Annotated in this window: 9 protein-coding genes and 1 pseudogene; 6 read left to right on the forward strand and 4 right to left on the reverse strand. The window is 48.3% G+C overall.

What is annotated here, in order from left to right:
* Positions 1 to 957: 957 nt before the first annotated feature.
* The 6 genes and pseudogenes from BA6348_RS22065 (at position 958) to BA6348_RS22100 (ending at position 7,310) form a co-directional block, all read left to right on the forward strand.
* Positions 958 to 2,160, forward strand: a complete 1,203-nt coding sequence (locus BA6348_RS22065) for a transposase (RefSeq protein ID WP_129552163.1) — start codon at positions 958 to 960, stop codon at positions 2,158 to 2,160.
* 250 nt (positions 2,161 to 2,410) lie between these two features.
* Positions 2,411 to 3,602 (forward strand): annotated as a pseudogene (locus BA6348_RS28095) (ISL3 family transposase).
* A 353-nt stretch (positions 3,603 to 3,955) separates the two neighbouring features.
* Positions 3,956 to 4,540 (forward strand): matrixin family metalloprotease, encoded by a 585-nt coding sequence (locus tag BA6348_RS22085; RefSeq protein WP_238504450.1) that lies wholly within the window; start codon positions 3,956 to 3,958, stop codon positions 4,538 to 4,540.
* A gap of 17 nt (positions 4,541 to 4,557) precedes the next feature.
* Positions 4,558 to 5,142: a hypothetical protein gene (locus BA6348_RS22090; RefSeq protein WP_026557906.1), complete on the forward strand. Its 585-nt coding sequence runs from the start codon at positions 4,558 to 4,560 to the stop codon at positions 5,140 to 5,142.
* 546 nt (positions 5,143 to 5,688) lie between these two features.
* The gene (locus BA6348_RS22095; protein WP_129552239.1) at positions 5,689 to 6,000 is read left to right on the forward strand and encodes a transposase; all 312 of its coding nucleotides are present in this window, start codon (positions 5,689 to 5,691) and stop codon (positions 5,998 to 6,000) included.
* A gap of 107 nt (positions 6,001 to 6,107) precedes the next feature.
* Complete coding sequence (locus BA6348_RS22100; protein WP_129552163.1) at positions 6,108 to 7,310, forward strand: transposase; 1,203 nt, start codon at positions 6,108 to 6,110, stop codon at positions 7,308 to 7,310.
* 907 nt (positions 7,311 to 8,217) lie between these two features.
* Here BA6348_RS22100 and pyk read toward each other — a convergent pair.
* The 4 genes from pyk to accD form a co-directional block, all read right to left on the reverse strand.
* Positions 8,218 to 9,972, reverse strand: a complete 1,755-nt coding sequence (gene pyk / locus BA6348_RS22110; protein WP_005831386.1) for a pyruvate kinase — start codon at positions 9,970 to 9,972, stop codon at positions 8,218 to 8,220.
* 48 nt (positions 9,973 to 10,020) lie between these two features.
* Positions 10,021 to 10,980: a 6-phosphofructokinase gene (gene pfkA, locus BA6348_RS22115; RefSeq protein WP_005831388.1), complete on the reverse strand. Its 960-nt coding sequence runs from the start codon at positions 10,978 to 10,980 to the stop codon at positions 10,021 to 10,023.
* Positions 10,981 to 11,203: 223 nt separating this feature from the next.
* The gene (gene accA, locus BA6348_RS22120; protein ID WP_005831390.1) at positions 11,204 to 12,160 is read right to left on the reverse strand and encodes an acetyl-CoA carboxylase carboxyl transferase subunit alpha; all 957 of its coding nucleotides are present in this window, start codon (positions 12,158 to 12,160) and stop codon (positions 11,204 to 11,206) included.
* On the reverse strand, positions 12,127 to 13,071 hold the full coding sequence (gene accD, locus BA6348_RS22125) for an acetyl-CoA carboxylase, carboxyltransferase subunit beta (protein ID WP_007782689.1): 945 nt from the start codon (positions 13,069 to 13,071) through the stop codon (positions 12,127 to 12,129). The genes accA and accD overlap by 34 nt, the downstream gene beginning before the upstream one ends.
* Positions 13,072 to 13,081 lie beyond the last annotated feature (10 nt).

The following is a 13,081-nucleotide window of genomic DNA, read 5'->3' on the forward strand; positions in this document are numbered from 1 at the left end:
TTTTTCCCCTTTTCGCGAGCCGGATGACATCGTTTTCTCCTGGAAAAAACACGCGCAAACTGTAAAAAGCCGAGAGCCACCAAGACGAACACCTGATCGATTTTATCAGATTCTCCCTTGGTTTGCATCACCTAAAAAGCGCCGTTATTTGGAAAGCGTTAGCAAAAAAACTTGGCAGACAGTTGGGACAACACAAAAAAGGGTGACGCTATGCCACCCCAAAAAAGTATTTGTGCAAAGACCTTTCTGCTGGATCATTTGCGTTGAGTTACCATTGTGTTTTACTGCTGCCCGATCATGTCAAAAGCTGATTTTCAGAGCTAAGCTGATCCAATAATAAACATTGTTACCAACGCTATCAAAATCCCTGTAATCACAAGGGAAATCAGAAAAGTATTTATTAATTTTTTTTCCGATTATCATCTGCACCCTTATATTGAATGATCGCCCTCCCAGCAAATATAAGCGTGATAACAGAAGAAAAGATCAAAATGATATTTGCCAACTGTTGCATATATTAGCCTCCTTGGTACAAAAAATTTCAAAAGTTTCCCCTTTGTTTAGCAGGGGAAACTTTTGAAAAAGAATGTATGGTTTACTGTGGCTCAATATAAAACACATATGCCCACGTCATATCTAACTGTCCACCCGTTAAAAACCCATTTACACAAAAAAAGTTACATTCCCCATTAGCGCCTCGAATACTGTCATGCTCTCACCCCCTCGCTGTTAGACGTGAGGATGAGCCGCCCCCCCTTGAAAGCCGTGCCTATGTACTTGTCCCAATTTTACTATGATTCGGTAATTGATACCATCATATTTATAATATGAGCCTTTTGCAGATTTCTGAGCCCTTTCGTATCAAGCACTTGAAAAGCATAAAAAAGGACTTCACCCCAAGAAGGAGAGGTTTTCAAGCAACCACACACGAAAACTTTTCGAGGAAGGTGAAGTCACTTGTATATTCTCCAGCCATCACTTTTTTCCTTTGAGGAACTGCAAAAACTTGAATCGAAAGAACGTCTGCCCTTATTTTTTTCGGTTCTGGACTTACGCCCGTACGCCAAAGAATTGAGAAGCATTACGCCCCAAGGGGCAACGGGACACAGCCGCGAAGCGATTTTACGGTCTTTGTTGGCGGCTCCTTTCGAAGGAATTTCGCAATTTACTGCTCTTCATCTGAGACTCACAAGTGATTTACGCTTTCGTTACCAGTGTGGGTTTCCCATTGATCGACCCGTTCCATCCATTGCAACGTTTAGTCGCGTATTTGCTCAAATTGTCCAGAAAAGCGTTGCCGAGAAGCTGTTTTACGACCTCGTCATGCAATGCCGTGAAGAGGGAATCATTACAGGAACGACCATTGCCATCGACAGCACGGCGATTGATGCGTATGAAAAAAAGCAACCGAAATCTCGCTGCCAAGGAACAGGAAACGCCACCTGGGGAGCCAAGTTCGACTCCTTTGGCAATAAAATCACGTGGTTCGGTTACAAAATTCATCTGGCAGTAGACGCGGACAGCGAATTGCCTGTTGCTTTAGAAGTCACTCCTGCTCACGTCAACGATGGAGACATGGCTCCTCCTCTCCTGGCACAAGTGAACAACCAAGCCAAGGAAGTGTGTAAGAATTACGTGATGGATGGTGGATACGATCATCTCAAGAACTACGAAATCGCTCATCAATACAAGGCACAGGCTATCATTCCTCTAAACCTCCGAAACGAGAAAGAGCCACCTGCTGGTTATACGTCAAACGGAACGCCTCGATGCAGCATGGGATTTGAAATGGTGTACGCAGGTGCTGACGGAACCCATCTCAAATTTCGTTGCCCGCATGTGATGGGAAAAGTAGAGTGCCCACACGGCTCAGCTTGGTGCTCTTCCTCCAACTACGGAATGGTCGTAAAAGTGAACGTCCACGATGATCTCCGCAGATTTTCTTTGCCACATCGGGACACAAAGAATTGGAAGAAGATGTATCACAAACGGACGAGTGTAGAGCGATGCAATGCCCGTTTAAAGGAAAACCTGACAGCGAATGATCTACATGTCGGTGGCATTCAAAAAGTGAAAACGTATGTGTATTTGAATGCTATCGTATTATTGGTGTCTGCTCTGGCAGGAAAGAAAGCCAAGCCATCCAAAAAAACGGCCTAAGCACTCTTTTGAAAAAAGCAGCATCGCAAAATTCTGTCCGAATGCCCATCTTGCTTTTAGGCTTTACCTTATAAAAGTGGCATTTCCCACTTTACGTACCATTAAACTTCATTTTTTAAACGAAAACCTAATTTTGCAAAAGGCTCAATATAGATTCATCACCATAACCCGTGCTAGACATTGAAAAAACGCAGATGTTCCTTTATCGTGGGAGTTGTCGAGACAACCACTGAAAAGGAGGAAATCTGCGTTGTGCCTTGATTTTAGCACAGACTTTATCAGACTTCCATCATTCCATCTCACACATTGGGAAAAAACAAAGGAAACGGATTGGATCGCTGTTCTGGAACCGCATTCTGCCTGTCATCTTTGTCCGATCTGCCTCGGAGCCAGTACCAACCATGCACGTCCTGGACGGCGTATTCTTCGTCATCGTTTCGTTCCTTCTTGGGGGACCGTCTGGGTATCCGTTCCCGTGTATCGCCAGCGCTGTGCTAGTTGTGTGCTTACATGGACAGTGGAATGGAACGGTATCCCGCCTCGAGGATCCGTCACCTCTGCTTTTCAAGAGATGGCGGTGGATATGTGCCGCAGTCGGGATTTGCTCTCGGTTGCCAAGCAATTGAGTGTGGCCTACTCGACACTCGAACGCTGGTACTACCAACTGGCCCCCCAACGCCTTGCTCAACCAAAAGAACATGAAGCTCCTGAAGTGGTCTGTCTGGATGAGTTTGCTCTGCAAAAAGGACATAAGTATGGCGTGAACCTCATGGATGCTCAACCCGGTCATATCTGGCAAGTCACAGAAGGACGTTCACGTGAACAGGTACGAAACGCCCTGCAGCAATGGCCCTTTCGTAAGGCTCCCCATGTAGTTGTCACGGATTTGGCTCCAGGAATGGCTGAAACCGTACGCCAGGTCTGGAAGCATACCCTTGTGGTAGCAGATAAATTTCACGTGATCCAGCTTTTCTAGAAAGCGTTGGAAGCTACCCGAAAACGCACTCATGCTCGTGGAACACATCGTCGGGGCAGACATGAGCAACGCCTGCTCCATACGATCCCTGACAAGCTGAAGCCCGAAGAGCTTCAGGAACTGAAGATTTGGTTAGCAGAAGATCCACATCTGGAACGACTCTACTTTGCGCTTCAAGACATAAGAACCGTGTATGCCGTTCAAAACCCAAGAGACAGGCGAGGAAGCACTTCAGAAATGGATTGACGACCATCTCTATTCTCCGACTCCTGCGGTTCGTTCCATTGCCAAAACGATTGTCCAGTGGCGAGAGCCCATTTAGAATGATTTCTCCTTTCGGGTAACGAATGCCAAGATTGAAGGGACACACAACAAAGTGAAGGTGATCAAACGAAGAGCCTACGGCTACCGCAATCTAGAGAGATTCAAGATTCGCATTAGACTGGAGTATAAACCGGCTACATAACTACGAAAAACTGCGATAGAGGGAGATCAAGCACGTTTTATGGTGGAGAGCTAATATTTCAAATATTTTTATTTTTAATCACTTTGTTTCAAATAATTGACATTTAAAGAAAAAAAGCTTAGTTTTGATAATAAATTGTACACAATCAAAAGAAGGTGAGATTCTTACTTAATACGTTCAATATGTTGTTTGGTTTGCTAAAGCTTTTCCGCACATCTAGGCGTTTTGTTGCCCCAAGCCAAGCGATGTGATGCGTGGTCCAGCTAACAGAGCCCCCATTACAATGATTATTGGAGAATTTAGGATTTCAAATTGGTAAGCTTAGTTTTGGAGGTAGAAAATCAGTGAAAAAAATGAAACTGCTATCATTATCACTTCTGGCAAGTATCTCTTTTTTATCTACAAGTGCTGCTGCCCATGATGATCGTTGCAACGATTCCAGTTGCCATGTGTGGAGAGGTGGATTTAATACTGGGGACAAGGTCAGTGATTTGAAATATTGGTTGGATTCCTCCGTTTCCGATGCTGGCTATACTTCTATCATAAATTTTGGAGCCTCGTCCTGGAATAATATATCAACCAGTGTTTCACTTTCTCAAGTTTCAAAAAAAAATGATTCACAGGTCAGAGTTTATGTTTCTTACTACTCTCAGTTTTGGGACGGACAATGGGAGCCTTATTATACTGATTCAAAAGGAAATTTAAATTTTGATGGCAACAATTTCGAGGATTGGAGTTTAGGGAACATTAGACTTAATCTGCAGCAAATAAAAAATCGTTCCTCCAGCTTTAAAAAGAAAGTGGCTGTGCATGAATTTGGTCATTCTTTAAGTTTGGCGCATAACATGGATGATGTATCAGTCATGAAACCAGGAGAACTTTCTTTTAATGAGCCTCAAAAGGCAGACAAAACCCACTTGAAAAATAGATGGAAATAACTTGGAGGGAAACAAACATGCTTGGAAAAATTGTAATGGCTTTAACAACTTCGCTTGTAGCTGGATACGTTTACCTGGACAATCAGGTAGAAGTGAGAAACTCTCACGCTTCCGTTACTGTGTATGAGAGCGTAAAGGATTTGGAGAAAGATGCCGACCTGATTATTATTGGAGAAGCAACGAATAAGACTGAAAACTATATCAGGTATCATGAAAATGGCGAAATTGATGATTATTCCACAAAAAGAATGGTGAAGGTTCAAAAAATATTTAAAAATAATTTGGATGAAAAGCTCGCTGTCGGCGATGAAGTCGAGGTCTGGGAGCCTAGTATCATCATAAAAGACGGTGTCATCGGAAAACAGCAGCGGACGATTGAAGGTTATCGCCTGATGCAAAATGAAAAGAAGTATGTTTTATTCCTGAAGAAAAACACCTATTTTAACAACCTGGCCCCCTTGGGCGTGATCCAGGGCAAGTTTCCTCTCGATGAAGCAAGTAAAAGTCTGAATTACGCGTACAAGGACGAATTTAAACATTATAACTTTCCTCAGTTTGACAAGTTGAATGAAGAAGTTTCCATTAAGTACAAAATGGAATAGCCCCAAAAGAGAGTCTGTCTGTCAAGATTTTTATGTACACGGAAGGACATCCATCGTCGCGAACCCCCTTACTTGTTTAGCTGGTGCCAGCAAACAGAGGGGGTTTTTTCTGTGAAAATCCACTTATGCACCGCCGGGATATAATTGGGGCTTGCTGAACGAATGAGAAATATACAAGAAATCATGAATAATATGCAGATTTGGTTCCAAAACAGCAAAGTCAGAGTCTGAATGGCATTCAAAGAATTCCTGCAAAAACCTTGCACTTGGTCAAATTATAAATCCAGATTTTCCGCAGTTTTCTTTGATTATTTCACGATTCCTCGCGTTTATGCATTGTTCAGCAAGCCCTAATTGACCCAGGTTCGCCGGAAAGAAAATGACTGTGAACGCTCACCAAAATGTTGACCACTTTGCTCATCATAAAGTTACCCACCTGACAGTTTGAACACACGTCATCATTTCTTTTAAGCCCCGAAATTGGATTTGAGTCATACCCCCTTATCTTGTTAAGCTGATATCAGAAGAACAGAGGGGGATATTTTTATGCAACGGAGACGCTATTCAATCGAGTTCAAACAACAACTGATCCAGGAAGCCCACGAAGTAGGAAACGCTAGCCAAGTAGCCAGACGGCATGGGATAGACCCTAAAATGCTGTATCGATGGATACGTGACTCCAAACACGCAGATTGGCAGAATACGTCTTCCGAAGCTAAAGCTGTAACAAGCTATACACCAAGTCCAGGAGAGTTTCGGGAACTGGAAACGGAGAATGATAAACTGAAGAAATTACTGGGAGAAAAGGACTTGGAAATCGCGATCCTTCGTGATCTTGAGCCTTTTGCAGATTTCTGAGCCCTTTCGTATCAAGCACTTGAAAAGCATAAAAAAGGACTTCACCCCAAGAAGGAGAAGTTTTCAAGCAACCACACACGAAAACTTTTCGAGGAAGGTGAAGTCACTTGTATATTCTCCAGCCATCACTTTTTTCCTTTGAGGAACTGCAAAAACTTGAATCGAAAGAACGTCTGCCCTTATTTTTTTCGGTTCTGGACTTACGCCCGTACGCCAAAGAATTGAGAAGCATTACGCCCCAAGGGGCAACGGGACACAGCCGCGAAGCGATTTTACGGTCTTTGTTGGCGGCTCCTTTCGAAGGAATTTCGCAATTTACTGCTCTTCATCTGAGACTCACAAGTGATTTACGCTTTCGTTACCAGTGTGGGTTTCCCATTGATCGACCCGTTCCATCCATTGCAACGTTTAGTCGCGTATTTGCTCAAATTGTCCAGAAAAGCGTTGCCGAGAAGCTGTTTTACGACCTCGTCATGCAATGCCGTGAAGAGGGAATCATTACAGGAACGACCATTGCCATCGACAGCACGGCGATTGATGCGTATGAAAAAAAGCAACCGAAATCTCGCTGCCAAGGAACAGGAAACGCCACCTGGGGAGCCAAGTTCGACTCCTTTGGCAATAAAATCACGTGGTTCGGTTACAAAATTCATCTGGCAGTAGACGCGGACAGCGAATTGCCTGTTGCTTTAGAAGTCACTCCTGCTCACGTCAACGATGGAGACATGGCTCCTCCTCTCCTGGCACAAGTGAACAACCAAGCCAAGGAAGTGTGTAAGAATTACGTGATGGATGGTGGATACGATCATCTCAAGAACTACGAAATCGCTCATCAATACAAGGCACAGGCTATCATTCCTCTAAACCTCCGAAACGAGAAAGAGCCACCTGCTGGTTATACGTCAAACGGAACGCCTCGATGCAGCATGGGATTTGAAATGGTGTACGCAGGTGCTGACGGAACCCATCTCAAATTTCGTTGCCCGCATGTGATGGGAAAAGTAGAGTGCCCACACGGCTCAGCTTGGTGCTCTTCCTCCAACTACGGAATGGTCGTAAAAGTGAACGTCCACGATGATCTCCGCAGATTTTCTTTGCCACATCGGGACACAAAGAATTGGAAGAAGATGTATCACAAACGGACGAGTGTAGAGCGATGCAATGCCCGTTTAAAGGAAAACCTGACAGCGAATGATCTACATGTCGGTGGCATTCAAAAAGTGAAAACGTATGTGTATTTGAATGCTATCGTATTATTGGTGTCTGCTCTGGCAGGAAAGAAAGCCAAGCCATCCAAAAAAACGGCCTAAGCACTCTTTTGAAAAAAGCAGCATCGCAAAATTCTGTCCGAATGCCCATCTTGCTTTTAGGCTTTACCTTATAAAAGTGGCATTTCCCACTTTACGTACCATTAAACTTCATTTTTTAAACGAAAACCTAATTTTGCAAAAGGCTCAAAAAAGTAAGCGTATTAAGAGACATGAATGGAGCCGTTTTAGCATTTTTCCTTTATACAATTACAGACCAACTCTGGTGGCTTAGTCTTCTTGTTTTAATAGCTGCCTATATCTTTGCAATTATACAAACATCGAAAAACGTCCGATGAAGCTCGAAACCAAAACTACCAACCAGTGGGGGGAACGCCCGAATCCTCATTTTCGGGCGTTTCTCGCTGTTTTCGGCAACTAGCGCCTAATTAACCGGCTGCCGCTGTTCTCTTTTGGGATTTCTACCCTACGAACGGGATTGGGGCGGTATTTACCTGCCCGGATTTGCTCCTTGATGGTTTCCCCGCTTTCTTTGAGAGAGGGTAGAAGTTCATTCGTCCATCTCCTTCGTGTTCCGCCCTGTTCTTCTGCGGTGAGCCTTCCGCTGGAAGTTGGCTGCCCTTCGCTCCTGACGACTCCCTTTCCTCCCATCTCCCCGCATCATTTACACTGGGATGTCCGTGTAGCTTTGCTTTGTTCAGCAAGGTCGTCCCATCCCCTCTACCTGATGATGTTCGTTTGTCCTCGGGCCGGGATTTTGCCTCCAGCTTCCTTAAGATTCCACCTCACGATGAACACCCTTGCTCTTGGCTAGGGGTTGTCCACTACCAGCCCCCACAAGCGGACTTTCACCGCTTAGTTAGTCGCCATGCGTGGCACACAAAGAAAACCCCGTTGATTTTCATCACGGGGTTCGGCTGAAAAGCCATATCATACAAGACTATGATATTTACAAAACGCGCGCATGACCTGAATAAATATGCCCGCGCTCCGAATCGACTGTCACGACCTGTCCTTCCTTCAACAAGTCTGTAGCAAACGGCACGCCTACGATCACAGGCACGCCCAGGTTCAAGCCTACGATGGCAGCGTGAGACGTCAGCCCGCCCTCTTCGCAAATGACGGCGCCAGCCTTGCTGAAGGCTTCGATCATGTCGGAATCCGTTCCGATCGTCACCAGAATGACGCCTTCCTCGACTTTTTGCAACGCTTCCTCTGCGGAACGGGCAATCACGACCCGGCTCGTCACGACTTTGCGGCCGATGCCTTGTCCTTTTGCCACCACATCGCCAATTACGTGGATTTTCATCAGGTTGGTTGTCCCTACTTCGCGCACAGGCACGCCCGCGGTAATCACCACGAGATCGCCATGGCGCACAAAGCCGGCGTCGAGCGCTTCCTGCACCGACATCTCCAGCATTTCATCGGTTGTATTCGCCAGCTCGCCTTTCACCGGATAGACGCCGTTTACGAGCGCCAGACGGCGAATGACAGCCGCATGCGGAGTGACTGCGACGATTGGCGCCTTAGGACGGAATTTGGACACCATGCGCGCCGTATGTCCGCTCTCGGTTGCGGTAATGATCGCTGCCGCGTCCAAATCCAGCGCTGCATTGGAGACAGCCTGGCTGATCGCATCGGTAATCGTCACTTGCTTAAGCTGGGCTTGTGCGTACAAAATCTCGCGGTAGTTCAGCTCTTGCTCCGCTCTTACGGCAATGCGGTCCATCGTTTCCACAGATTCCACCGGGTATTTGCCCGCAGCCGTCTCGCCGGACAGCATGATCGCATCCGTGCCGTCAAAAATCGCGTTGGCGACGTCGCTTGCCTCGGCGCGGGTCGGACGCGGATTGCGCTGCATCGAATCGAGCATTTGCGTAGCCGTAATGACAGGCTTGGCCAGCTCGTTACATTTTTTAATCAGCTTTTTCTGGACGAGCGGCACTTCCTCGGCTGGAATTTCCACACCCAGGTCGCCGCGCGCCACCATCAGGCCGTCTGTTACGACGAGAATTTCATCGACGTTGTCGACGCCTTCCTGGTTTTCGATTTTGGCGATGATGTCGATGCGCACGTTGTGGCGCTCCAAAATCTGGCGGATTTCCAAAATGTCGGAGGCTTTGCGGACGAAAGAAGCCGCGATGAAATCAACCTGCTGCTGGATGCCGAACTCGATGTCCTGCGCATCCTTTTCCGTAATCCCGGGCAGGTTGATTTTGACGCCCGGTACGTTGACGCCTTTTTTGCTTTTCAGCGTACCGCCGTTTTTGATGAGGCAGACGATCTCGTTCCCCCGGACCTCCTGAACCGTCAGCCCGATCAAGCCGTCGTCGATCAAAATCGTATCGCCCGGTTTGACGTCTTGCGGCAACTCCGAGTACGTAATGGAGACGCGCTCGGCTGTGCCAGCGATTTCCTCTGTCGTCAGGATCAGTGTTTTTCCTTCCTCCAGCTCGACTGCCTCAACGGCAAGCGTGCCCGTGCGGATTTCCGGCCCTTTCGTATCCAGCAGGATCGCCACCGGCTTGCCAGTCTCCTCGGATGCGCGGCGAATGTTTGCGATGCGCGCCGCGTGCTCTTCGTGGCTTCCGTGGGAGAAATTCAGACGAGCTACGTTCATTCCCGCGTGTATCAGCTTTTTCAGCGTCTCGACAGACTCGCTCGCCGGTCCGATTGTACACACGATTTTTGCTTTCCTTAACATAGGAATTATGCCTCCTCTATACACTGCTGCTCTCAAGCGCTTGCTTGACTAGATAGACAGTGTTCGCGCCAGTTGATATACGGATAAATCCAATTGATGCTTCTGTGACAATGCTTCGTTGAAATCAACGTCGACGATCTGGTTGTTTTGAATGCCGACCATCCGATCTTTTTTGCCTTCCAACAGCAAGTCGACTGCGGCTGCACCCATCCGGCTCGCCAGCATCCGGTCCATCGCGGTCGGCGAGCCTCCGCGCTGAATGTGTCCGAGCACGGTCACGCGCGTCTCCCAGCCTGTTTCCTTGGTGATCGCTTCGGCGTAAGAAGCCGCGCTGCCCACGCCTTCTGCCACGATGATGATGGAATGCTTTTTGCCGCGGCGCTGTCCGGCGTGCAGACGCTCGATAATATCATTCATGTCCTGGGATTCTTCCGGAATGATAATCGACTCGGCCCCTGCGGCAAGCCCTGCCCACAAAGCCAGGTCGCCTGCGTCGCGTCCCATTACCTCAATGATGTAGGTGCGCTCATGGGAGGTTGCCGTATCGCGAATTTTATCGATCGCTTCTACAATCGTATTGAGCGCGGTATCGAACCCGATCGTAAAGTCGGTGCACGGGATGTCGTTGTCGATCGTGCCCGGAACGCCAATCGTCGGGAAGCCTTTTTCCGTCAGCTTTTGCGCTCCGCGGAAAGAGCCGTCCCCGCCAATGACGATCAGCCCTTCGATCCCGAATTTGCGCAACTGCTCGACCGCTTTTTGCTGTCCGGCGTCAGTCTTGAAAGCCTCGCTCCGGGCAGAATAGAGGATGGTTCCTCCTCGCTGGATAATGTCCCCAACGGAGCCCAGTGTCATTTCCTGGATATCGCCTTTCATCAGACCTTCGTATCCGTGATATACCCCGTACATTTGCACTCCGTGGTAAGCGGCACGGCGAACGGCCGCACGTACCGCCGCATTCATGCCTGGCGAATCTCCGCCGCTGGTCAGAACCGCAAGCTTTTGCATGGAATCCACCTCTCCAATCCATATCGTCTTTAGCATGTCATGAAACAGAAACAGTATGTACCATAACGTGTATGAAACATGCTGTATTACTCCGTTTCGTATATCTGTTATACACACAACAGAAATGTGCCATACTTTTTGAAAGCTCTGATAACTCGCTTATTCGAACTCGATTGTAGCAGATTTTCCGTGCAGAAAAAAGACAAAAAACGCCCCCTGCAGCTTACAGGGAGGCGTACTCGCCGATTCGTTTGAACTTCTCGTATCTGTCCTGTACCAGTTCATCCGGGCTTAAACGGCCCAACTGTTCCAGTTGCTCGGAGATGACCGCCTTGACCGAGGTCGCCTGTGCAATCAGGTCGCGGTGCGCTCCTCCAAACGGCTCGTCGATGATGCCGTCAATCACGCCGAGAGCGAGCAGATCGGGAGCGGTAATTTTCATCGTCTCCGCTGCGCGCATGCCCAGGCTGGAATCTCTCCATAGAATCGCAGCCGCACTCTCCGGCGCAATCACGGAGTAATAGGAGTTCTCCAGCATATAGATGCGGTTGCCTACGCTGATCGCCAGCGCGCCGCCACTACCGCCTTCGCCGATGACAATGCAAATAATCGGCACGCGAAAGGTAGCCATCTCCCGCAAGTTGCGGGCAATCGCTTCGCTTTGGCCGCGTTCCTCTGCCGCTTTGCCTGGATAAGCTCCTGATGTATTGATAAAGCAGATGATCGGCCGTCCGAATTTGTCGGCCTGCTGCATGATGCGCAAAGCTTTGCGGTAGCCTTCCGGATGAGCCATCCCGAAGTTGCGCTTGATGTTATCTTTCGTGTCTTTGCCTTTTTGATGGCCGATAACCGTCACCGGGCGCCCGTCAAACTTGGCAATCCCGCCCACGATCGAATGGTCGTCCCCGTACAGCCTGTCCCCATGTACTTCCAGAAAATCAGTAAAAAGAAGTTGAATGTAGTCCAAAGTCGTTGGTCTTTCCGGGTGACGGGCCAGTTGGACGCGCTGCCACGGCGTCAGGTTGCCGTAAATTTGTTCGGCAAGCTCTTTTGCCTTTTGTTCCAGACGCTTTACTTCGTCGGAAAAATCAATGCCTTTTTCTTCGGTAAAGCGACGCAATTCCTTGATTTTGTCTTGCAACTCTACTAATGGCTTTTCAAAGGGGAGTTCGCCTGCCATATTTCCACTCCTTCCCGTGACGTGTGCATCTCTACCAGATTGGACAGCGTTTGGCGCATGTCTTTACGGTGCACGACCATGTCGAGCTGACCGTTTTTCAGCAAAAATTCTGCTGTCTGGAAGTCTTTTGGCAGCTCCTGGCGAATGGTTTGCTCGATGACGCGACGTCCCGCAAAGCCGATCATGGCGCCCGGTTCCGCGATGTTGTAGTCACCGAGCGAAGAAAAGCTCGCCGACACGCCGCCGTATGTAGGATTCGTCATGACCGAAATAAACAGCAAGCGCTCGCGGTCAAGTCTGGACAAAGCCGCGCTTGTTTTCGCCATTTGCATCAGGCTGAGAACGCCTTCCTGCATGCGCGCCCCGCCGGATGCGGAGAACAGGATGAAAGGCAGTCGCCGTTCGATCGCTTGCTCAATCGCACGCGTAATTTTTTCCCCGACAACCGAGCCCATGCTGGCCATGCGGAAGCGGGAATCCATGACGCCAATCACGATGCGGTTACCACCGAGCAGCCCCTCGCCGGTGATGATCGCTTCGTTCAGATTGGTGTTGGCCATGTCCTGCTCCAGCTTTTCCAGATAGCCTGGAAACCCGAGCGGATTGGCGGTAATCAAATTCGCGTCAAACTCCTCTGTCAGAACCCCATCATCCAAAATGGATTGCAACCGCTCCGGCGCGGACATGGAATAGTGGAACTGGCAGCCTTTGCATACGCGCAGATTTTTTTCCAAATCCTTCGAGTAGTGGATCGTCCCACAATGTGGGCATTTATTCATCAATCCCTCAGGGACTTCCTTCTCCTTCGTACCCGCTTCCTTGCTAGCGTCGGTGGAAGCAGGGACACGTGCCAGTGTCTCAGAAGGGACAGTGGCAAATTTGCGCTTTTTCCCGAAAAGATCTTTTAGCACAGGTACACCC

The organism is Brevibacillus agri, assembly GCF_004117055.1.
Lineage (GTDB): Bacteria > Bacillota > Bacilli > Brevibacillales > Brevibacillaceae > Brevibacillus > Brevibacillus agri.